The organism is Streptomyces sp. TE5632 (genome assembly GCF_054061295.1).
On the sequence record NZ_JBSSEA010000003.1, the window covers coordinates 2,425,866 to 2,447,227 of the forward strand.

Sequence of the window (21,362 nt, forward strand, 5' to 3'; positions counted from 1 at the left end):
GCCAAGGAGTCGACCGGGGGGACGGCCGAGGGGGCGAGCGGCGGGAACACCGCGGTCAGCACCCCCGTGGGACGCATGCGGGCCCTCGCCCGAGCCGAGTTGGCGCTGTTCGGACGCAGCAGGGGCACGCTCTTCGCCGCGCTCTTCGTGCCGCTGGTGCTTCCGCTCAGCCTGTACTCGGCGGCCGACGGGATGGACCTCGACAAGGTGGGTCTCAGTATCGGCGCGGTGATCCTGCCCGGCGCGATCGGCTTCTCCCTGCTGTTCGCCGTCTACACGGCGCTCGTCGGCGTCTTCGTCACCCGGCGCGAGGAACTGGTGCTGAAGCGGCTGCGCACCGGGGAGCTGCGGGACGCCGAGATCCTGTGCGGGGCCTCGCTCCCGGCCGTCGTCACCGGGCTGGTGCAGTCGCTGCTGCTGGCGGTGGGCTGCGCACTGCTCCTGGACGTGGCCGCGCCGCAGGCCGTCCATCTGTCCGTACTGGGGCTGCTGCTGGGCCTGGGGCTGTGCGCGGCGCTCGCCGCCGTCACCGCGGGCTTCACCCGGACCACCGAGAGCGCGCAGGTCACCGCGATGCCGGTGACCATAGTGTCGATGCTCGGCTCCGGGATGGTGGTCCCGCTGGAGGTGCTGCCCGACCGGCTGGCCTCCTTCTGCGAACTGCTGCCCCTCACCCCCGTCATGACCCTGCTGCGCGGCGGCTTCACCGGCAACCTGTCCGGCTCCGAGACACTGTTCGCCGTGGCGACCGGCGCGGCCTGGGCGCTGCTGTCGGTGTTCGCCGTCCGCCGCTGGTTCCGCTGGGAACCGAGGCGCTGACGTGCCGGCGCCGGGAGGCGGGGACATGGGCGGGCCGGGCGGCTGGTGGGGGAGCAAGAGCACCCCGGCCAAGGTGGAGACGTACACCCGGTGGTCGTTCCACTCCTTCGCCCTGGTCGAGTTCATGGCGGCCGGCGGACCGGTGATCGGGCGGTTCGGGCACCTCGGGCCGAGGCTCGCCGCTCCCCTGCTGCTCGTGATCGCCGTGCACTGCGCGCTGTGCGCCGTGACCGCCTCGCGGGCGCTGGACTGGCTGCGCGGGCAGCGGGAGCAGCCGCTCCGGCTGCTGTGGGCGCTCGGTGTCGTCTCCGCGGTCGTCACGGTGACCGCCGTGGCGCTCGCCGAGCACGGGTCGGCGAACCGCGACGTCGCCGAAACGGTCGCCGGGGTCCTGATGCTCGTCCCGTCCTTCGGCGCCGGGATCGTCGCGCTCGGGGTGCGCAGCCGGCCGCGGGTGTTCGGCTGGGTGGTGGGCTTCGCGGTCGGCACGGGACTGGTGTCCCTGCCCTTCGGTGTGTCCGCCCCGGACGCGCTGCTCTTCGCGGTGGTGATGCTGATCGGCGGCGGGTTCATGGCCTTCACCTCGGTGATCTCGGCCTGGCTGCTCAACACCGTGTACGAACTCGACGAGGCCCGGGAGACCCGTACCCGGCTCGCCGTCGCGGAGGAGCGGCTGCGGTTCGGACGGGATCTGCACGACGTCATGGGCCGCAACCTCGCCGTGATCGCGCTGAAGAGCGAGCTGGCCGTCCAACTGGCCCAGCGGGAGCGGCCGGAGGCGGTGACGCAGATGGTCGAGGTGCAGCGGCTGGCGCACGAGGCGCAGCGGGAGGTGCGCGAGGTCGTCCGCGGCTACCGTGAGGCCGACCTGGGCAGCGAACTCGCGGGCGCCAAGGGCGTCCTGGACGCGGCCGGCATCGACTGCACGGTCACCGGTTCGACGGCCGGGCTCCCGGCACAGGTGCAGTCCGCGCTGGGCTGGGTCGTACGGGAAGCGGTGACCAATGTGCTGCGGCACGGGGACGCACGGCGGTGTGCGGTGGGGATACGGGTGCTGAAGGGGCGGACGGTACTGACGGTGGAGAACGACGGTGTGCCGGAGAACGGCGGCTCGGGCCGGGGGTCCGGGCTGGTCGGGCTGTGTGAGCGGCTGGCCGAGATCGGCGGGACCCTGCGGGCCGGCCCGACCGGGGACGGGCGGTTCCTGCTGACGGCCGAGGTCCCGTTGCCGTCGGCCGCCGGTTCTGGAACGTTCCCCTCGGGGGAGTCCACCTCGTCACCCGCGCCCCGCACGAACGTGAGCGAGGTCATGCGATGACGACACCCCGGGACGCGCGTCCCGTCCGGCTGCTGCTCGCCGACGACGAGCATCTGATCCGGGGCGCGCTCGCCGCGCTGCTGTCCCTGGAGGACGACCTCCTGGTCGTCGCCGAGGCGGCCTCCGGTCCGGAGGCACTGGCGATGGCTCGGGCGCACGCCCCCGATGTCGCCGTACTGGATCTGCAGATGCCCGGCGCCGACGGCGTGAACGTCGCCACATCGCTGCGGGCGGAACTCCCCGGCTGCCGGGTGCTGATCGTGACCAGCCACGGGCGGCCCGGACACCTGAAGCGGGCGCTCGCGGCGGGTGTGCGCGGCTTCGTCCCCAAGACCGTCAGCGCACAGCGCCTCGCGGAGATCATCCGCGCGGTGCACGCGGGAAACCGTTACGTGGATCCCGAGTTGGCCGCCGACGCGATCGCCGCGGGTGACTCACCGCTGACCGCGCGCGAGGCCGAGGTGCTGGAACTCGCGGCCGACGGGGCGCCCGTGGCGGAGATCGCGGAGCGGGCCGCGCTGTCCCAGGGGACCGTGCGCAACTATCTGTCGTCGGCCGCGTCGAAACTCGGTGCGGAGAACCGTCATGCCGCGGTACGCCTCGCCCGCGAGCGAGGTTGGGTATAGTTGGCCTCGCGCCACGGCGCAACGCGGACGTAGCTCAGCTGGTAGAGCGCAACCTTGCCAAGGTTGAGGTCGCGAGTTCGAACCTCGTCGTCCGCTCCACACCGAGGCCCCGGTCATCGACCGGGGCCTTCGCCGTTCCCTCAGCTCCAGCTCATGCCCGTCAAACGCTCGTACGCCTCCACGTACTTCGCCCGGGTCGCGTCGACGACGGGCTGCGGCAGCGCCGGCGGGGGCTGCTCGCTCGCGCGGTCCCAGCCCGACTCGGCGGAGGTCAGCCAGTCCCGCACGTACTGCTTGTCGTACGACGGCTGCGCGTGGCCCGGCTCCCACTGCTCGGCCGGCCAGAAGCGGGAGGAGTCCGGGGTGAGCACCTCGTCCGCGACGACCAGGGTGTCGCCGTCGAAGCCGAACTCGAACTTGGTGTCCGCGAGGATGATCCCCCGGTCGCGGGCGATGTCCCGGGCACGGGTGTACGCGGCGAGGGTGGCCTGCCGCAGCTGCGCCGCGACGTCGGCGCCGACCTGGCGGGCGACCTCCTCGTAGGAGACGTTCTCGTCGTGCTCGCCGACGGCGGCCTTGGTGGCCGGGGTGAAGATCGGGGCCGGCAGTTCCGATCCGTCCACCAGGCCCTCGGGCAGGGCGAGGCCGCAGACCGTGCGGGACTCCCGGTACTCGGCGAGGCCCGAACCGGTGAGGTAGCCACGGGCCACACACTCCACGGGGGCCATCCGCAGGGACTTGCAGACGAGTGTGCGGCCCGCCCAGTCGGCGGGGGCTCCCGCGGGGAGTTCGGTGCTCAGGACGTGGTGCGGGACCAGGTCGGCGAGCTGGTCGAACCACCAGAGGGAGAGCTGGGTGAGGACCCTGCCCTTGTCCGGGATCTCGGTCGGCAGCACCCAGTCGTAGGCGGAGATGCGGTCACTGGCGACCATGACGAGGTCGCCGGCCTCGTTCCGGTACAACTCGCGCACCTTTCCGGTGTGCAGATGCACCAGGCCCGGAACCTGGATCGGCTCGGGCTTCTCGACGAATCCGGACACGGTTCCTCCGCGTGGCTCGGAACAGCAGGACACCCCGCGGGGCTCGCTCCGCTCGCGCACGGTGGCGGTGGGAGACGGCGGGACAGTGACGCCAATTGTCCCGTACGAACAGCCGTCCCCGCCGCTCGGGGGCGGCCGCGGGGGCCCACGGGCCGGAGCCGGTCAGGTCAGGCGTGTTTGCAGATGCGGTCGAGGAGGTTGGCCGTGGCGCGCTGGATGCGGGGGTCGCTCCGGCCGGGGCCGTCCAGGGCCGGGGACCAGGCGAGCGTCCCCGACGCGAAGACCCACGCGCCGGAGGGCGCCCGGTAGAGGGAGGTCTCCTGGTGCCGTCCGCCGTCCGCCCGGTCGGTGTACGGGGAGTGCGCGAGCAGGACCCGCTCCTCGTGCTCGGGCAGTGGGGTGCGCGGGAAGTAACGGTCGGCCCCGACCGCGACCAGCCCCTCGATCCCGTCGCCCTCGAACGCCCCCGTCCCCTCCCACAGCCAGTGGTCGGCGTTGCGCACGATCAGCGGATGCGGTGCGGGGACCTGACCGGCGTACTGGATGCCGAGCAGCTGCTGCTCGGCGCGGTCCGTCTCCCGCCACAGCGACGGTCTGCCCGGAGTCCTGCGTTCCGGCGCTCGGCGTTCCGGGGTCCGGCGTCTGCGGCGGGTCAGCAGGCGGTCGGGGGCTCCGGACGGGGAGGGGGCGAGCTCCACCTGCCCGTGCATGGTGCGGGCGGAGAGGAAGACGAGGGAGGTGCCGTGCCCACGGGCGTGTTCCACGGTGTCGCGCATGGCCTGGGACCAGTACACGTCGGGACCGGGGAAGACCATCCCTCGGTAGCGGGTGGGATCGACCCGGCCGGCGTGCAGGTCGCCGGCGTCGGCGTAGGCGAGGTCGTAGCCGTAGCGTTCGGCCCAGCGGATGACGTCGTAGGTGTGACCGGCGTACGACGGCAGGCCGGTGCCCGCGTAAGGGCGGTCGAAGGAGACGGTGGTCGCCGCCGCGTCGGCCTCGTCGAGCGGCTGCCCCTCCTCGTCCCACGGGTAGCGGTTGTGGGCCTGCCAGGTGATGTCGGGCAGCACCAGGAGCAGGTCCGCCGGGCGGTCGTCGCGCACCGTGAAGGGGATGTGGGACCGGTGGCGGCCGTCGGCGGTGGTCAGGACGGCCACGTAGGCGCCGACGCTCCAGTCCGACGGGACCCGTAACCGCCAGGACAGCCACCAGTGGTGGCAGGAGACCGTGCGGTCTGCGGTGAGCGGCGGCGGCTGCGCGATGCCTGCCAGGCGGGGACCGGACGTGATCCGGGCGGCGCGCTGCCCGTCGTGGTGGCCGACGCGGTGGACGTCGACGCCGAACTCCTGGGGCGGGTCGACGGAGACGTGGAAGTCGATCGTCCCTCCGGGTGCCACCCCGCCGGTGGAACTGAACCCCTCGATCCGGCGGCGGCCCTGCTCCGGTCCCATGGTCGCTCCCCTCCCCGGCCCCGTCGGCCCCGTTGCCGGCGGTCGCCGGTGTGCTTGTCGTATGTCGCAAGCCCTGGTCACGGAGCACGAGCAGGGCAAGCACATCACATGGGGCACACGTTCCATCACCCTTCGCCGTAAACCGGTCAAAAACGGAAGATGGAACTCCGGTTGATGTCGATGGGGCGGGAGTTGCGGGGAGACCGGCTCAGACGAGCCGTACGGGCTTCTCCGGGCGTATGCCCTGCCGGGTCAGCCACAGGCGCAGGGCCACAGGATCGCCGTTCTCGATCAGCGTCATGACCTGGGCGGGGAGGTCCGTGGCACGTACACCGCCGATGAGGAGGGCCGGGCCGTCGAGCCAGTCGAGCCCGGGGGCCGCGCCCGCGGTGTCCATGGCCGCGCAGCAGACCATCGCCATGATGTGGTCGGCGAGCAGTTCGCGGCCGGTGCGCGGGGGCTGGAGGGGGAGCAGGGGCAGCGCCCTGTCGTCCCAGAGGGAGGCGGGGTCGGCCGGTGCGGGGGGAGCGGTCGGGGCGCTCTCGGCCGAGGTGAGTGCGGAGACGGGTATGGATGCGGCCGCGGCCGCGGCCCGCTCGGTGGCCGCGGCGCCCTCGCGGGCCACTTCGGCGCTGATCCGGGCGGCCAGGGCGGCACTGCGCGGGGTGGTTCCGGCGAGGTCCTCGTCGTCGGGGTCCGCGTCGTAGTCGGCGGCGGCGTTTCCCGGTCCCGTGTGTACGGGCGGTTCCGCGCGCGGGACCGGCACCGGGTCCGTCAGGTGGTCGAGGACGCGGGAGAGGGTCGGGCCGTCGGAGCCCAGGCCCTCCCCGCCGACGGCGGGGCGTACGCCGAGGGCGTCCAGAACGCGGTGGAGCCGGGCCGCGTCCGTACGCCATTTGCGGTCGACGACCTCCTCCGGGTAGTCGCCCCAGCGGACCGGCGACCACTCGGGCCCGCTCCCGGCGGGGCCGCCGTGGAAGAGGCGGGCGGCGAGGAGGGAGGTGGCCTCGTCCACCGCGCCGGGCTCTTCGAGCAGGTCGCAGGCGGGACGCTCACCGAGGCGGGAGGCGAACCCCTCGGCCAGCCGGTCCCGGCGGGACAGCTCGGTGAGCGCGGCCACCACCCCGGCGTTGAGCCGTGAGGGCCAGCGGCCCATCCGCCAGGCGGGCAGCGCCACCCGGGTGAGCAGCCGGTCCCAGCCCGCGTACGCCAGCCCCACCTGTTCCTGGGCGACGATCCTCAGCCCGTAATCCACGGCCTGGGCGCGGTCGGCCGCCGCCGCGGCGACCCCGCGCTCCATCTCTGCGGTGTGCACCCGACAGCCGCGCAGCAACGACCGCGCGACCCAGCCGACACCCGCGAACACCGCCCGGAACACCGGCCCGCGCCGAGGCTCCGAGGTCACGGCCACCGCCGCGTCGAGACCCCGGACGAAACGCCGGGCGGCGGCTATGTCCGGGTGCGCCGAGGGTCCCGTACCGGCGACGACCGGGGCGAGGACCGCGCGCAACTCGCCGACACGCATCCACCACAGGAACGGGGAGCCGATCACCAGCACGGGTGCGGCGACGGTCGTCCGGCGGTGCGGAGGCCGTCCCGAGCCCGTTGTGTCACCGTGTTCCTCGACGGGCGGGGGGCCGTGCGCCGGGTGGGTGCGGTCCTCCAGCCAGCTGTCGCAGTCCGGGGTGAGCGCTATCGCGGACGGAACGGGAACGTCGAGCCGGTCGGCGAGGTCGCGCACCATCCGGTACAGGTCCGGGGCCGCCCTCTCGGCGATCGGGACCGTCGGGCTCATGGCGGGCCGGGCACGGGAGACGACCAGGGCGACTCCGGCGGCGGCGAGCAGGACCAGTACCGCGAGCGGCGTGAGCGTCCAGCGGACGACGTCCCAGCCGGTGCCGACGAAATGGCCGGTGGAGCCGCCGACGAGCAGGATCACGGCGACGGCCGCGGGCAGCAGGGCGACGGCCAGTGCCCTGCTGCGCAGGCGGAGTACCGCGAGCGCCCGTGAACGCGCCGACTGCGCACCCGCGTCCCTGCCCATGCCGCCTCCGCTCATGCTCATGCCCCTGCCTCACCCCCTCCCGACGGTCCTGACGCTCTCCTGGCACGCTCTCCTGGCGTTGCCCACTCCCCCACTGTGACACCCGTCACTGACATCGCAATGCCGGTGAGCCAAGTGCCGGAGCATGCCGGAACACTTGCGCGGCACCCTAGTTGGGGCCCCGGCCCTCGTCAGCCGGATGGCATATCGGTCACTCGATGGAATGGCTCAGGGCAAAGGTGAGTGACGGACGGCAAAGTTCGGGCCCCGGATCCTGAGGCGGATCGGGGCCCGTGGGGTTCATCGGTGCCTGCGAGGGCTCATGCGCCCTTGGCCGCCTCCGCCGCGATGTCCGTGCGGTGCTGGGAGCCGTCGAGGCGGATACGGGAGACCGCGCGGTAGGCACGGTCGCGGGCCTCGGTGAGGTCCGCGCCGGTCGCCGTGACGGACAGCACCCGGCCGCCCGCGCTGACGATCTCGTCGCCCACCTGCTTCGTCCCCGCGTGCAGCACGTACGCGTGCGGGCCGTCCTGGGCGGCGACCTCGTCCAGGCCGGTGATCGGGTCGCCGGTGCGCGGGGGGCCGGGGTAGTTGTGCGAGGCGACGACGACCGTGACGGCGGCGTCGTCGCTCCAGCGCAGCGGCTCCAGGTCGGCGAGGTTGCCGGTGGCGGCGGCCATCAGCAGCTCGGCCAGCGGGGTCTTCAGACGGGCCAGCACGACCTGCGTCTCGGGGTCGCCGAACCGGGCGTTGAACTCGATCACGCGCACGCCGCGCGAGGTGATCGCGAGACCGGCGTAGAGCAGGCCGGAGAAGGGGGTGCCGCGTCGCCGCAACTCGTCGACGGTCGGCTGCAGGACCGACCGCGTGACCTCGTCGACCAGCTTCGGGTCGGCCCACGGCAGCGGGGAGTACGCCCCCATGCCGCCGGTGTTGGGACCCGCGTCGCCGTCCAGCGCGCGCTTGAAGTCCTGGGCGGGCTGGAGGGGCAGCACGGTCTCGCCGTCGGTCACGGCGAAGAGGGACACCTCGGGACCGTCCAGGTACTCCTCGATGACCACCTGCTTGCAGGCCTCGGCGTGCGCCCTGGCGACCTCGAGGTCGTCGGTGACGACCACGCCCTTGCCCGCGGCGAGCCCGTCGTCCTTGACGACGTGGGGAGCGCCGAAGGCGTCGAGGGCGGCGGCGGCCTCGACGGGGGTGGTGCAGACGTACGACCGTGCCGTGGGCACGCCCGCACCCGCCATGACGTCCTTCGCGAAGGCCTTGGAGCCCTCCAGCCGGGCGGCCTCCCTGGAGGGGCCGAAGGCGGCGATGCCCGCTTCGCGCACGGCGTCGGCGACACCGGCGACGAGGGGGGCTTCCGGGCCGACCACCACGAGGTCCACGCCGAGCCGTGTGGCCAGCGCGGACACGGCCGCGCCGTCCAGGGCGTCGACCTGGTGCAGCTCGGCCACCTCGGCGATACCGGCGTTGCCGGGGGCGCAGTGGAGCGCGGTGACGTCGGGATCGAGGGACAGAGAACGGCACAGGGCGTGTTCGCGGGCACCGCTGCCGATGACGAGGACCTTCACGGGGCCAGCCTAACGGGACCGGAGGCGTTCGCCTTGTGCGGGCTTCCGAAGGACCGGGGCGGACGGGTTCGTGCGTTCCTCCAATCCGCCCGGCCGCTCCACTCGTTCGGGTCTGCTCGTTCGGGTCTACTCGTTCGTGAGTTCCTCGATCACGGTCGCACCCAGCTCCCGGACGATCAGCTCCTTGCCGGAGAGGGCGGACTCGTCCAGGTCGGGGTCGTCCTCCTCGGGGACGTCGTCCTCGGGGGAGACGGGGGGCGGGGGTTCCGGAGCGGAGGGCCGAGGCGCCGGTGCCGGGGCGGGCACGGGGGGCGCCTGCTGCGCGGAGGCATACCCGGACGGACCCGACGGCTGGGCGGCCCCGGAGCGCTGACCGGCGCCGGCACCCCCGTAACCACCGCCACCGCCGCCCGAGCCGCCACCACCGTCGCCACCGGCGCCGTAACCCGCAGCGCCCCCGCCGCTCCGGCCGCCCCCGGGGGCCGGAGCCGCCGCACCGCCCCCGGACGGGTCGACGACGGCCTCGATCTTCCACTGCACGTTGAACTGCTCACCCAGGGCCTGCCGCAGCACGTCCTCGCTGCCACTGCTCAGGAAGTTGTCCCGCGCGCCGGAGTTCACGAAGCCGATCTGGAGGGTCGTACCGTCGAAACCGGTCACCTGGGCGTTCTGGCTGAGCAGGATCCAGGTGAATCGACGGCGGTTCTTGACCACCTCGAGGATGTTCGGCCAGAGCGTGCGGGGATCGAGCCCGCCGCCACCGCCCCCAAAGGGCCCGGGGCCCGCCTGGGGCGTCTGGGGCGTCTGGGGCACAGACGCGGGGGTGGAGGCGGGAGCGGGGGCGGGTGCGCCCGGAGCGGCGGCCTGGGGCCGCCCGCCGCCCGCCGCTGCGGCCGTGGGCCAGCCCCCGGGCCGGCGACCGCCCCCGGCGGGGGCCGCGGTGGGCCAGGCCCCCGGGGCGGGCGCACCGGGCACGGGCTCGCTCGGCCCCGCAACGGGCGGAGCCGCCGAAGCTGCAGCCGGAGGCTGAACGGGAGCCGGAGCCGGAGGCGCGGCAACCGGAGGCACCGGAGCCGGAGGCTGCACCGGCGAAGGCGGGAGCGAGGGCGAGGGCGGGACCTGCCCCCGCGCCGCGGCCCGAGCCGCGGCCGGACCGCCCCCCGGCGGAACCGGGGCGCCCTCGGCTTCCCCATGGACACCGCCCCCCGGCACGTACCCCATGGTCGGCATGCCGGCGGCTGGACCGCCCGCCGAGAAGTTCACGCCCCGCTCGATCCGGTCCAGGCGGGCCATGACCGACCGCTCGTCGCCGTACGCGGCGGGCAGCAGCACGCGGGCGCAGATCAGCTCGAGCTGGAGCCGGGGCGAGGTGGCGCCCCGCATCTCGGTGAGCCCCTCGTTGACGAGGTCGGCGGCGCGGCTGAGCTCGGCGGCGCCGAAGACACCGGCCTGGGCCTGCATCCGCTCGATGACATCGGCGGGGAAGTCGATGAGCCCCTTCTCCGCGGCGTCCGGGACCGCGGCGAGGATCACCAGGTCCCGGAGCCGCTCGAGCAGATCGGTGACGAACCGCCGCGGGTCGTTGCCCCCCTCGATCACGCGGTCGACGACCTCGAAGGCCGCGGCACCGTCGCCCGTGGCGAAGGCCTCGACCACGGAGTCGAGGAGCGAGCCGTCCGTGTACCCGAGCAGGGAGGTGGCCATGGCGTACGTCACACCGTCGGGACCGGCGCTCGCGAGCAACTGGTCCATGACGGACATCGAGTCACGCACGGACCCGGCACCGGCCCGCACGACGAGCGGCAGCACGCCGTCCTCGACGGGGCTGCTCTCCTTGTCGCACACCTCGCCGAGGTAGTCCCGGAGGACCCCGGGCGGCACCAGCCGGAACGGATAGTGGTGCGTACGCGACCGGATCGTCCCGAGGACCTTCTCGGGTTCGGTGGTCGCGAAGATGAACTTCAGATGCTCCGGAGGCTCCTCGACGACCTTGAGCAGGGCGTTGAAGCCCTGCGAGGAGACCATGTGGGCCTCGTCGATGATGTAGATCTTGTACCGGCTGTGGGCGGGCCCGAAGAACGCCTTCTCGCGCAGGTCACGGGCGTCGTCCACACCACCGTGGGACGCGGCGTCGATCTCGATGACGTCGATCGATCCCGGCCCGTTGCGCGCGAGGTCCTGACAGGACCGGCACTCGCCGCACGGCGTCGGCGTGGGGCCCTTCTCGCAGTTCAGGCACCGGGCCAGGATGCGCGCGCTGGTCGTCTTGCCGCAGCCTCGCGGACCGCTGAACAGGTACGCGTGATTGACCCGGTTGTTCCGCAGCGCCTGCTGCAGCGGGTCGGTGACATGTTCCTGCCCGATGACCTCGGCGAACGACTCCGGGCGATAGCGGCGGTACAGCGCGAGAGACGACACACCTACGAGGTTATAGGCGCCCACCGACATCGGGCCCCGCCCTCGGGCACGCCCCGCGCGTACGGGGGCCGGAAACGCGAACGCCCCCCACGCACCCGCCAGAGCCGACCTACCCTTGCTGCCTTCCGGCCCTGGGGGAGTTCAGTCAGATAGCGCCGCGTGAGGGGCTGCGCAAAGGCTACCTCATCTCGCGGGGGCGGAACGAGTTCGCAAGCACTCCCCTCGGTCATGTAATGTTCCTGCCGGAGGATTCGCCTAGTGGCCTAGGGCGCACGCTTGGAAAGCGTGTTGGGGGCAACCCCTCAAGGGTTCGAATCCCTTATCCTCCGCCAGTGCCTCACCGGGCACGAAGTCGAAGGGCCCCACCGCTCGCGGTGGGGCCCTTCGACGTGTTCCGGCCCTCCCTGCGGACACCTCGCCCGCACCCGTGCTCCTCAGTCGCGAAGCCGCGCCCCCTCCCGCACCGGCTGCGGCAGGAGACTCGCCGTGAGCGGCCCGACCGGGCGCGAGGTGGTCCGGGCCGCTCTTTCGAAGCGGCTCGGGAACGGGTACTTCCGCTCCAGGAAGGCGCGGATGGCGGTCTGGGCCGCCGCCCTGTCCGCCGGGGCGGTGTCCACGTCGTTGAGGCAGAAGAAGTCGATGTCCTCACCGGCCGCGAGGCGGGCCAGGCGCCGCCGCATGTCCGGTGTGCCCAGTTGCACGTAACGGAAGCGGTAGTCGGCCGGGACCGCCCGGCCGGTCGCGATCGCCCAGTGGTGGTGGAGCGTGGACGCCGGTGCGACGTCGGAGGTGGAGCGGAAGCGCGAGTAGGAGGTCCGCTCGAGCTCCTCGATTCCGAGGCTCTCCATCTCCCGCAGGACCGACAGCAGCTGGGGATGCGGAGTGTGCAGCGACTTGTGGGTGATGTGTCTGCCGTGGAAGCGCCTGATCACCTCGCGGGTGTTCTTGCCCGCGGAGTTCGGGGCCGGCTCCAGTGGGTGCGGGGCACCGACGCCGAGTTTCAGCGGGGACAGTGGGATCCGGGCGATGCCGTTGCCGTGGAAGAAGTGCTCGGCCCGTACCGGGCGATTGATGAAGACGTCGTCGTTGAAGTAGAGGTAGTGCTCCGACAGACCCGGGATGTGATGCAGCCGACTCTCTATCGCGTGCGAGTTGAAGACGGGAAGCGCGTCGGCCGGGAGGATGTCCCGGTGGTCGATCACGGTCAGACCCTCCGCTTCCGGGTCCAGCCAGGCGGGGATCTGGGAGTCGGTCACGAGGTAGACGTGCCGGACGAACCCGGCGTACATCCGCAGCGAGCGCAGCGAGTACCTCAGCTCGTCATGGCTGGTGTAGCGGGAGGCGCCGGTCTCGCGCGGAGCGATGACACCGTCGGAGAGCTCCTGATGGGCGCGGCGCTTCGCGGCCATCGCCGGCTCGTCCCCGTCGACCCAGGTGTACACGGCGTCGACGGGGAAGCGCACCTCGTCGATGCCCGGCTCGGCGAACGGGGCGAACGTCGGCACGCTGCGGTGGCGGCACGCCACCGCAGCGTGCCGCTGCGCCGCCACCGGGAGCACTTCCGACACGGGGTTGCGGCGCGGGGCGACGAGCGCCGGGCCGAAGACGTCCGGCAACCGGCTGCCGGGCACGGTGAGCCAGGAGGGGTCCGTGCCCGGGGCTGCGGCGAGGTCCCGGCCGTGACACCAGAACTCGATGTCGCACCCCGTCTCGAGACCGGTGAGCACCTGCCCTCCCGGGCCGAGGCGCACCATGCCGGTGCGGAGCACCGCGGCCCGCCTCAGCGCCCGCGGCAGCTTTCCGTCGGCCCACAGCGCCGCCTTCGTCACGGCACCGTCCGGCCCGACGGTGCCGACGTACCCGGCGGTGCCGGCGAAGTGCTGAGCGGCCTGCGAGAGGATCACGCCGCGGTACGTCTCCTCGACGCCGATGACCTGTCGCGGCGCACCGTGCCCGTGGTCGGCGGGGACCAGGAAGTACGGGACGTCGAGTCCTTCCAGGAGGGCGCACACCTGCTCGAGATCGGCTTCGGCGGCGTCCGCGGCGGTGTAGTCGGCGACCGTGCGGCCGTACAGCCGCATCGGTCCGAAGGCGACCCGGCGCAGTCCGGGGACGGTGGCCCGCAGGCGCCGTCGGGACCGCGCCGCACGCAGCGCCCAGAGCCGGGTCGACGGCCAGAGCCTCAGGCGTACCAGCGAGCCCTGGGCGGCCCGCACGCCCCCGAGCGCTCCGAGGCGGTGACGGATGTCCGTGCGGTCCATGCCGTGCATGCTCCCGCCCCCCGTCACTTCTGCTTCTCGAAGGGGCTCGCGAAGGGGAAGTAGTGCTCCAGGAACTCGTTCATCCGGACACCGACCTGCTCCCGCTCCTCGGGCAGCACGTCGACGTCGTTGAGGCAGAAGAAGTCGAAGCGGCGGTTGCGGCGCAGATCGGCCAGGCGTCGTTCGGCGTCCGGGCGGCTGATGTTCACATACCGGAAGCTGTACTTGCCCGGCATGCCGCGGCCGGTCATCAGCGCGTACTGGTAGAGCAGCGGGGCCGTCATGGCGATGTCCTGCGGCGAGCGGAAGCGGGACGCCGTGGTGCGGCTGATGTCCTCCGGGAAGAGCTCCTCGAGCGCTTCCAGCGTCTTGCGCTGCTGCGGCAGTGGGGTGTGCATGAAGTTGTTCGTCGTCATCCGCCCGAACTTCTCCAACAGCAGCCGCCGGACGTTCTTGCTCGCGGAGTTGGTGGCCGTCTCCTCGGCGTGCGGCTTGCCGACGCCTATCTTGAGCGGGGAGACCGGGATCTTCATCAGACCGCTGCCGTGGAAGAACTGCGCCGCGGTGACCCGGCGACCGACGAACACGTCGTCGTTGAAGTACAGATAGTGCTCCGACAGGCCCGGGATGTGGTGCAGCCGCGTCTCGATCGCGTGTGAGTTGAACACCGGCAGGACGCCCTGCGGGAAGATGTCGCGGTGGTCGACGACCGTGATCCCCGGGGCCCCGTCGTCGAGCCAGTGCGGCTTCTGGCCGTCGGTCACGATGTAGATGTGCCGGACGAAGTCGGCGTACATCGCGAGCGAGCGCAGCGAGTACTTCAGCTCGTCATGGCTGGTGTACCGGGAGGCGTTGGTCTCCTTGTCCAGGATCTCGGCGATGCCGCGCTCCTGGTACCGGGCCCGCTTGACCCGCATCTCCGGCTCCTCGCCGTCCACCCAGGTGTAGACGACGTCGACCGGGAAGGTCACGTCGTTCACGGTCGGCAGGGTGAGCGGGACGAAGCTCGGCAGCTCCCGGTCGCCGACCCGCACCGTGGCCGGCTTCTGCTCGGACGCCGGCAGCACGTCCGTGATGCCGTTGTTCCGCGGCGCGACGAGGGACTCGGCGAAGATGTCCTCGGACGCCTGCGGCTGCACCTTGGCCAGTCGGCGAGGCCCGTCGTCGGAGGCGAGGAGCTGTGCCCCGTCCTCCCAGAACTCGATGTCGCAGGCGAGTTCCGGCCCGGCGAGCAGCTGGCCCGCGGGCCCCAGGTGGTTCTCCCCGACCCGCAGTACGGGGGCCGTACGCAAGGCGCTCGGCAGTACGCCGTCCATGAACAGGGCGGGGTGCTTGAGTTTCGCGCCGGGCAGCGGCCTGCCGATGAACACCGCCTTCCCCGCGTTCTGCGCCTCGAGGGCGGTGAGGAAACGCTCCCGGTCGACCGCGTTCACGCCGACCGTGTGGCGCGTGCGCGAGGCCGGCACCAGGAAGTAGGGAATACCTTCCTGCTCCAGCGCGGCGACGACCAGGTCGAGGTTGGCGGCGGCCGCGTCGGCAGCGCTGAACCGCGTCACGACCCGTCCGTAGAGCTGCTGGCCGCGCACCGCCACCGGGCGGAGCACCGGGTCCGTGGTCGCCGCCAGGCGGCGCCGCCGCATGGTGCGCAGCTGCCACACCCTTTCGGCGGCCTTCCGCTCGACTCGCGGTCGCATACGCCTGGCGAAGGAACGCACCGTCACGTTCTGAACTCCTCTACATGGACCCTCATGAACCTTTGAACATCTCTGCGCTAACCAGACAGATACATGCGACGAAAGGTTGTAGAAGGGTTCCCCAAGAGTTCACAAATGACGGCCTGTGTGCACAACTGGCCCACAGTCGGGCATCGCAGGGAGCCGTTGCCCGATCGGGCGGGTCGCAAGGCACCGGGCGCACACGGACACGTGCGACCGCCCGGCTCACCGGATGCGTGCGCGCCTTCGACGATCACACCCTGGGCCCCGACGGGCCCACAGGCCCATACTGGTGGCGATGACAAAGCCAGCTGCACCGAAGCGCATTCTGCCCACCAGCCCCTTCAAAGCCCCGGTCGCGCCACCTCCCAAGCACTTCGCGGTGGGCGACCAGGTCACACACGACATGTACGGTCTCGGCCGCGTGATCGGCATCGAGGACGGAATCGCGGCACTCGTGGATTTCGGTTCGGCGCAGGAACGGATCCTGAGCCCGTACGCCAAGATGAGCAAGCTCTGACCGGCTCCCCGGGCTGAAGCCCGGGGACTCCCGGCTTCCTCGCCGGTGCCGTGCGGGTCCGTTCCCGCACCGGTGCGTCCCGGTGCGGGCGCCTCAGGGGTCGATGCGGAGGGAGTGGGATTCGGTCACCTGGTCCACGTCCGAGACCCTGATGGTCGCCTTCATCGTCCAGGTGCCGGGAAGGGGGAGGGTGAGATCGCTGGTGGCCCAGTAGCCGCCGCGGTCGGTCAGGCCCGCGTCGATGGGGCCGACGTCCTTCTCCTCGAGGGTGAAGGACAGGCGGAGCTCCGGGATCGAGTCCAGGGCGCCGTTGGGGGCGAACGCCACCGCCTGGATGCCGTTCTCCCCGACCCGGCCCGGGTCCAGGGTGATCTGCACGCTGCCCCTCCCGCCGGGGGTGCCGACGGCGTAGGGGATGGTGACCACCGTCGCCGCGGGCAGTCCGGCGATCGGGGCGCTCTCGGCCGCCTTTGCCGCCTCGGCCTCGGCACGGGCCGGGAGGGTGCTGGTCAGCACCGACGTGATCAGCAGCACCACGACCGCCACGGCCGCCTCCGCCAGGACGGAGACGCGCAGACCTCTCCGGTAGCGGTCAGGGGCGGACGCCTCGGGGGCGGGCGCGGGGGCATCCGGTTCGGGTGACGTCCGGGCGTCGGGGGGCAGGTGTGCGGGGGGCGCCGGGGGTGTCTCGCCCGGGGCGGGGGCGGTCACGAGTTCCGGGACCCGTTGCCGCATCGCCGCCGGTGCCTTCTCCACAACCTCTGCCGGTGTCCCCGCCGTCTCCGCCGTCTCCCCGTCCGCCGCGTCCGTCGGCGTTTCCGTCACCGGCGCCGCGTCCGTCGCCGCCGTCGCCAGGCGGGTGGTCCAGCGGCGGGACAGGGCCGCTGCCAGGAGCAGTACGGCCGTCATCACGAGCTTGGCGGTCAGGACCCTCCCGTACGCCGAGTCCCCGAGCGCCGTCCAGGAGCCGAGACCCCGCCAGGACTGGTAGACGCCGGTGACGACGAGCACCGTCACGGAGAGGAAGGCGAGGCGGGAGAAGCGGACGACCGTGGCGACGGGCAGCGGGGTCCCGGCGCGGAACAGGGTGGTGAGCAGGGCCACGAGGCCGCCGAGCCAGCAGGCCGTCGCCAGTAGGTGCAGCACGGACGACGTCATCGCCAGCGGGACCTGGATACCGGCCGAGGCGTGCTCGGCGGCCGCCCAGGTCAACGCCAGCGCGACGGCCAGGACGCCGCCCACGGCGAGCTGGGCGGGCGGTGTCCGGTCGCCGGCGCCCGGCTCACGGCGGTGCGTGGGGCGGGACAGCCGCAGGAGAACGGCCGCCGTCAGCACCAGCAGCGCCACCCGGGCCAGCAGGGCGGTGCCCGGCCGCCCGGTGAGGATGCCGGTGAGGGCCGAGAGGTCGAACGCCGTCGTGGGTGACGTGCCCTTCTCGTACGGGGCCCGCAGAACGAGGAGGAGCACGGTGGCCGTCAGCAGCGTCCACCAGCCCGTGACCAGCGGCGTCCGCAGCGGGGCGGTGTCCGGCGGGCGGCACAGGGCCGCGAACGCCACCGTGCCGATGAGCAGGGCGGCGGCGACGTACGCGAGGTAGCGGCCGGTGTCGTAGAGACTCGAGGTGACCGGGTGCTCCGCCGGGGCCTCGGGTGCGGCGGGCGCGGAGGGCGAGGGCTTGCCGATGGAGAACGTGAAGGCGCCGGAGACGGGGTGGCTGTCCGCGGAGACCACCCGCCAGGCGACCGTGTAGGTGCCCTCGTCGAGCCCGTCGGGCAGGTCGACACGCGCGGTGTCGGACCTGCCGTCGGCGTGCTGCGGCTCGCCCAGCTTCACCCGGTGGTTGTCGGGGCTGTAGACCCGGAACGAGTCGTCGAGCAGGGCGACGGACTCCGTGAAGGTCACGGTGACGTGCTGCGGGGCGGACTTGACGACGCTTCCGTCCTCGGGGACGGCCTCGCGGACGGCCGCGTGCGCGCTCGCCGGTCCGGCGCTGCCGAGGAGGAGCAGGACCAGCACGGTGCCCAGCAGCACCAGCCCTTGGAGTCGCCGGGCTCCGCGGACCGTTCCTCCGTCGCGTCCGCCATCGCCCGCCGCCCCACCGCGCCGTCGCTGCACGTCGTTTTCCCGCCTTCCGGCAATCCCGCTTCAGACTGAGTACGGAGGGGAGGCGCCGAACACTCACCTCCCCGGCGGAAACCATCACGGTACGGGCAAAGCCGTCACCCGCCGAAGGCCGCCTCCCGGGTGAGGAAAGCGAGTTGGGCCCTCTTCTCCGGCAGGTACACGTCCGGCAGGTCGATCTCGGGCAGGACGACCGCGGGGCCGGCCGTGAAGCCCTGCCGCAGGAAGCGGGCGATCGCCTTCTCGTTGGCCACGTCCGGGTCGACCACCACGCGCTCGCGGGCCGGGCCCAGCAGCACGAACCTGACGACGGCGGCGATCAGCGCGGCCGTCCACCCGGGGCGCGCGCCTCCCGGTGCGGCGGGGGCGAGCAGCAGATGGAGGCCGATGTCGCCGGCTTCGACGGGGTAGCACTCACCGACCCGGTCGGCCTCCGGTTCGTAGGTCTGGAACAGGGCGGCCGGCTCACCGTCCTTGACGAGGAGGTACGCGTGGTGGGTGTCGAGCGTTTCCATGTGGGCGTAGACCTCGGCCACCTGTCGCTCGGTGAGGCCGTTCATGCCCCAGAAGACGGCGCGTTCCCCACTCACCCAGCGGTGCAGCAGGGGTGCGTCGGCCGACGGGTCGAGCGGCAGGACACGCAGGGAGCCGAAGCCGTCGACCACCTGCTCGTGGACGGCCGCGCGGGAGTCGTACGGGTCAGACATCGGTCTCCTTCCGCAACCGCGCCCAGTCGGTGACGACCGGGACGAGATCTCCCGCGAGCCACAGGGCCAGTTGGTCTCGGTGATGGGGCGATTCCGGGACGCCCGAGGCGCCGAGCGGCACCACCCAGCGGCTGTCCTCACGGCGGGCCAGGTCCCAGACGTACCGGGCGGCCGGGCCGCGCGCCGCGAGGTCGGTGAGGCCGGGCACGGAGGAGGTGCACAGCACGCAGTCGTGGTCGCCCGACAGACCGGGTTCGTCGTACGGCGTCGTGGGCGGCAACGCCCGCCAGGGCGCCGACCGGTGGGTGTCGCCCCAGGTGCCGGCAGGCGGCCGGACGGCCACCTCCTCCAGTGCCGCGCGGACCGCGGCCGGGCGGTCGATGCCGTACAACTCCTCTGCGGTCAGGAGGTGTTCGAGCGCGAAGCCGATGCGCGGGAGCAGCGCCAGCCAGGGCAGGAAAACCTCCGGCCAGGCCGGGGACGTGGTCAGTGCGGCGAACGCGGGGTGCTCCGCGAGCCGCCGTACGACCGCGCCGCGCACCGCGGCGAAGACAGCCGCGTCGGCGCTGTCCGCGTCCATGCGCCGGTCCCAGCGCAGCAGCCGGTCGCGCAGACCGGCCGCCGGTCCGGTCAGGCCGTCGAGGGCGGCGAGGTGGTCCAGCAGGGCGGCGGCGGAGGCGAGGTGGGTGTCCATGTGGAGGGCGGGCATGTCGGCCGCGGACCAGCGCTCCTTCCGCGCGAGCAGGGCGGCGATGCGGTCGGCGCGGTGCGGCGGCGCGAACTCGACCCCGAGGGGGGAGGCCGGGCCGCGCTGGTTCGCCATCACGGCGACACCGTCGGTCAGTCCGGCGCGCGGTGGCTCGTGCCATCCCCGCCAGTCGTGGCCGGGCTCCCACGCGGGCACCGGACGGATCCCGTTGGCCTCGGCCCGGACCGGCACCCGCCCGGCCACCCGGTGCAGCGTGCCGCCTTCGGTGTCGGCGGCCTGGATCACGTTGACGGGCTCGGCCCACAGGTCGACGGCCCGGTCCACGTCGGCGACCCGACGGGCCCGCAGCAGCGGCAGCAGGGCGCCGAAGCCGAGGTCCCCGGTGACGCGCGGCGGATAGCGCAGGGCGAGAGCGACCGGGGGCACGCCGGGCTCGGGCACGCCGTCGTCGAGGCCCTCGGGGCCACCGATGATCACCGGCCCGCGGTCGGTCTCGATCACCTCGACCCCGACCGGTTCCTCACCGGCGACCTCGACGGTCTCGGTGTGCCGGGCGGCCCGCCGCCAGACCCCGTCCGGACCGAGCGCCTCCACCCCGACGCCGGTACGCCGCAACTGCTCCCGGTAGAGGTCCTGGTAGTCGGCCATGGCGTTGGTGATCGCCCAGGCGACCGTGCCGGTGTGACCGAAGTGGGCGATGCCGGGGACACCGGGCACGGCGAGGCCGACGACGTCGAACTCCGGGCAGGACAGGTGGATCTGCTGGTAGACGCCGGGGTCCTCGATGAAGCGGTGCGGGTCCCCGGCGATGACGGCCCGCCCGGTCACCGTCCGCTCCCCCGCGACCAGCCAGCCGTTGCTGCCGGAGGTGTTGGGGCCGTCGGCGGCGAACAGCCCGACGGCGTCCGCGCCGAGGTGCGCGGCGACCCGCTCGCGCCAGAGCTTCGCGGGGAAGCCGGCGAACAGGACGTGCGTGGCGATCCAGACCGCGAGCGGTGTCCAGGGCTCCCAGCGGCCGGGCGTGAGGGCGGTGCGGGCGAACTCGGGGGCGGTGGCGGAAGACAGCCCCTCGTTGACGCCCGCCACGTACGCCCGTAGCCAGTGCGCCGTCTCCGCGTCCCGTCGTTCCAGCTCGGTGAAGCAGCGGCGGGCCGTGTCGGCCAGGCGGGCGCGGCGGGCGAAGCGGTCCCAGGGGAGGGCCTCGGGGCCGAGGAAGGACGCCGAGGTGCCCTGCGCCCTGTGCCGCTCGACCTCCAGCTGCCAGGCCCGGTCGAGGGCGGTGACCCGGCCCTGGAGACGGGCGAGTTCGACCGCGTCGTCCGCGCGCAGATGCGGGATTCCCCAGTCGTCCCGAAAGATCTCACCGGTCACTGTGCCCCCATTCCCTTCAGGTTAGGCTCCCCTAAGTAAGCCGTGGGCGGAATCGTACGCGAAGGGTGAATACGCGAGGGGACGGGGCCGGGAGAGCCACGGAGTCCGCGAGGGCGACCGCGGAGTGGTCACGGCGTCAGCCGCGCGTCCCGCCCCGGGTGACGGGCCGCACGGGAGATCGCCCACGGGAGGAACGTGTCGGCAACCCGGCCACCCCCACCCCCTTTTGACGGAAATCGACCATGACTCGCCCGGACTTGCCTCACGTGTCCGAGCCGTGAGGCTGCGCCCGGAACGTCTTGGCCGGTAGGCTTTCCGTGTGATCTTCAAGCGCATCGGAAACGGCCGGCCGTACCCCGACCACGGCCGGGAAAGCACCCGGCAGTGGGCGGACGTCGCGCCGCGCCCGGTCCGCCTCGATCAGCTCGTCACGACGAAGCAGCAACTCGACCTCGAGACCCTCCTCGCCGAGGACTCGACCTTCTACGGCGACCTCTTCGCGCACGTCGTGAAGTGGCAGGGCGATCTCTACCTGGAGGACGGCCTGCACCGCGCGGTGCGGGCGGCGCTCCAGCAGCGCCAGGTGCTGCACGCCCGCGTCCTCGAGCTGAGCTGACCCTCCCCCGGACTCCGTCCGGGGGACCCCCACCCGCCGGTACGTCCGCGCGGAA

The 21,362-nt window shown here is 72.9% G+C and carries 14 protein-coding genes, 2 tRNA genes, 1 other RNA gene and 1 pseudogene; 7 read left to right on the forward strand and 11 right to left on the reverse strand.

What is annotated here, in order from left to right; genetic code table 11:
* Positions 1 to 75 precede the first annotated feature (75 nt).
* From ACVW19_RS16230 to ACVW19_RS16245, 4 genes are all read left to right on the forward strand, one after another.
* Positions 76 to 819, forward strand: a complete 744-nt coding sequence (locus tag ACVW19_RS16230; protein WP_457464630.1) for an ABC transporter permease — start codon at positions 76 to 78, stop codon at positions 817 to 819.
* A gap of 25 nt (positions 820 to 844) precedes the next feature.
* Positions 845 to 2,137: a sensor histidine kinase gene (locus tag ACVW19_RS16235; protein ID WP_457460093.1), complete on the forward strand. Its 1,293-nt coding sequence runs from the start codon at positions 845 to 847 to the stop codon at positions 2,135 to 2,137.
* A complete protein-coding gene (locus ACVW19_RS16240) occupies positions 2,134 to 2,763 on the forward strand; it encodes a response regulator (protein ID WP_457460094.1) in 630 nt (209 codons plus the stop codon). Before ACVW19_RS16235 ends, ACVW19_RS16240 begins: the two co-directional genes overlap by 4 nt.
* 23 nt (positions 2,764 to 2,786) lie before the next feature.
* Positions 2,787 to 2,862, forward strand: a tRNA-Gly gene (locus ACVW19_RS16245).
* A gap of 41 nt (positions 2,863 to 2,903) precedes the next feature.
* Here ACVW19_RS16245 and ACVW19_RS16250 read toward each other — a convergent pair.
* The 6 genes and pseudogenes from ACVW19_RS16250 to ffs form a co-directional block, all read right to left on the reverse strand.
* The gene (locus ACVW19_RS16250) at positions 2,904 to 3,803 is read right to left on the reverse strand and encodes a phosphoribosylaminoimidazolesuccinocarboxamide synthase (RefSeq protein ID WP_457460095.1); all 900 of its coding nucleotides are present in this window, start codon (positions 3,801 to 3,803) and stop codon (positions 2,904 to 2,906) included.
* 167 nt (positions 3,804 to 3,970) lie between these two features.
* A pseudogene (locus ACVW19_RS16255) lies at positions 3,971 to 5,308 on the reverse strand (N,N-dimethylformamidase beta subunit family domain-containing protein); the annotation flags it as partial.
* A 151-nt stretch (positions 5,309 to 5,459) separates the two neighbouring features.
* Positions 5,460 to 7,310, reverse strand: coding sequence for a hypothetical protein (locus tag ACVW19_RS16260; RefSeq protein ID WP_457464632.1), 1,851 nt, complete (start codon positions 7,308 to 7,310; stop codon positions 5,460 to 5,462).
* Between the two features lie 305 nt (positions 7,311 to 7,615).
* On the reverse strand, positions 7,616 to 8,869 hold the full coding sequence (gene purD, locus ACVW19_RS16265) for a phosphoribosylamine--glycine ligase (protein WP_457460096.1): 1,254 nt from the start codon (positions 8,867 to 8,869) through the stop codon (positions 7,616 to 7,618).
* Between the two features lie 126 nt (positions 8,870 to 8,995).
* The gene (locus tag ACVW19_RS16270; RefSeq protein WP_457460097.1) at positions 8,996 to 11,287 is read right to left on the reverse strand and encodes a DNA polymerase III subunit gamma and tau; all 2,292 of its coding nucleotides are present in this window, start codon (positions 11,285 to 11,287) and stop codon (positions 8,996 to 8,998) included.
* A 73-nt stretch (positions 11,288 to 11,360) separates the two neighbouring features.
* An RNA gene (gene ffs, locus ACVW19_RS16275) (signal recognition particle sRNA small type) lies at positions 11,361 to 11,459 on the reverse strand.
* Between the two features lie 72 nt (positions 11,460 to 11,531).
* Between ffs and ACVW19_RS16280 the strand changes: the two genes are divergently transcribed.
* Positions 11,532 to 11,619: transfer RNA gene (locus ACVW19_RS16280), tRNA-Ser, on the forward strand.
* Between the two features lie 102 nt (positions 11,620 to 11,721).
* On the opposite strand, the gene ACVW19_RS16285 is transcribed toward ACVW19_RS16280, so the two are convergent.
* Positions 11,722 to 13,548 (reverse strand): stealth family protein, encoded by a 1,827-nt coding sequence (locus ACVW19_RS16285; protein WP_457460098.1) that lies wholly within the window; start codon positions 13,546 to 13,548, stop codon positions 11,722 to 11,724.
* 23 nt (positions 13,549 to 13,571) lie between these two features.
* Positions 13,572 to 15,269 carry a stealth family protein gene (locus ACVW19_RS16290; RefSeq protein ID WP_457460099.1) on the reverse strand — a complete coding sequence of 566 codons (1,698 nt, stop codon included), beginning with the start codon at positions 15,267 to 15,269 and terminating at the stop codon, positions 13,572 to 13,574.
* Between the two features lie 292 nt (positions 15,270 to 15,561).
* On the opposite strand from ACVW19_RS16290, the gene ACVW19_RS16295 reads away from it, so the two are divergent.
* Positions 15,562 to 15,783 carry a hypothetical protein gene (locus tag ACVW19_RS16295; protein WP_457460100.1) on the forward strand — a complete coding sequence of 74 codons (222 nt, stop codon included), beginning with the start codon at positions 15,562 to 15,564 and terminating at the stop codon, positions 15,781 to 15,783.
* A gap of 93 nt (positions 15,784 to 15,876) precedes the next feature.
* Here the strand turns inward: ACVW19_RS16295 and ACVW19_RS16300 are convergent, their stop codons facing one another.
* The 3 genes from ACVW19_RS16300 to ACVW19_RS16310 form a co-directional block, all read right to left on the reverse strand.
* Complete coding sequence (locus ACVW19_RS16300; RefSeq protein ID WP_457464634.1) at positions 15,877 to 17,814, reverse strand: copper resistance CopC/CopD family protein; 1,938 nt, start codon at positions 17,812 to 17,814, stop codon at positions 15,877 to 15,879.
* 188 nt (positions 17,815 to 18,002) lie between these two features.
* Complete coding sequence (locus tag ACVW19_RS16305) at positions 18,003 to 18,611, reverse strand: GNAT family N-acetyltransferase (protein ID WP_457460101.1); 609 nt, start codon at positions 18,609 to 18,611, stop codon at positions 18,003 to 18,005.
* Positions 18,604 to 20,691: a penicillin acylase family protein gene (locus tag ACVW19_RS16310; RefSeq protein ID WP_457460102.1), complete on the reverse strand. Its 2,088-nt coding sequence runs from the start codon at positions 20,689 to 20,691 to the stop codon at positions 18,604 to 18,606. Before ACVW19_RS16310 ends, ACVW19_RS16305 begins: the two co-directional genes overlap by 8 nt.
* 319 nt (positions 20,692 to 21,010) lie before the next feature.
* On the opposite strand from ACVW19_RS16310, the gene ACVW19_RS16315 reads away from it, so the two are divergent.
* On the forward strand, positions 21,011 to 21,307 hold the full coding sequence (locus tag ACVW19_RS16315; RefSeq protein ID WP_202275276.1) for a type II toxin-antitoxin system VapB family antitoxin: 297 nt from the start codon (positions 21,011 to 21,013) through the stop codon (positions 21,305 to 21,307).
* The last annotated feature ends 55 nt before the right edge of the window (positions 21,308 to 21,362 follow it).

Coding starts and splice junctions, on each gene's coding strand:
- ACVW19_RS16230 (WP_457464630.1), top strand. CDS start 76: ATGCGGGCCCTCGCCCGAGCCGAGTTGGCGCTGTTCGGACGCAGCAGG.
- ACVW19_RS16235 (WP_457460093.1), top strand. CDS start 845: ATGGGCGGGCCGGGCGGCTGGTGGGGGAGCAAGAGCACCCCGGCCAAG.
- ACVW19_RS16240 (WP_457460094.1), top strand. CDS start 2,134: ATGACGACACCCCGGGACGCGCGTCCCGTCCGGCTGCTGCTCGCCGAC.
- ACVW19_RS16260 (WP_457464632.1), bottom strand. CDS start 7,310: ATGAGCGGAGGCGGCATGGGCAGGGACGCGGGTGCGCAGTCGGCGCGT.
- ACVW19_RS16285 (WP_457460098.1), bottom strand. CDS start 13,548: ATGGACCGCACGGACATCCGTCACCGCCTCGGAGCGCTCGGGGGCGTG.
- ACVW19_RS16295 (WP_457460100.1), top strand. CDS start 15,562: ATGACAAAGCCAGCTGCACCGAAGCGCATTCTGCCCACCAGCCCCTTC.
- ACVW19_RS16305 (WP_457460101.1), bottom strand. CDS start 18,611: ATGTCTGACCCGTACGACTCCCGCGCGGCCGTCCACGAGCAGGTGGTC.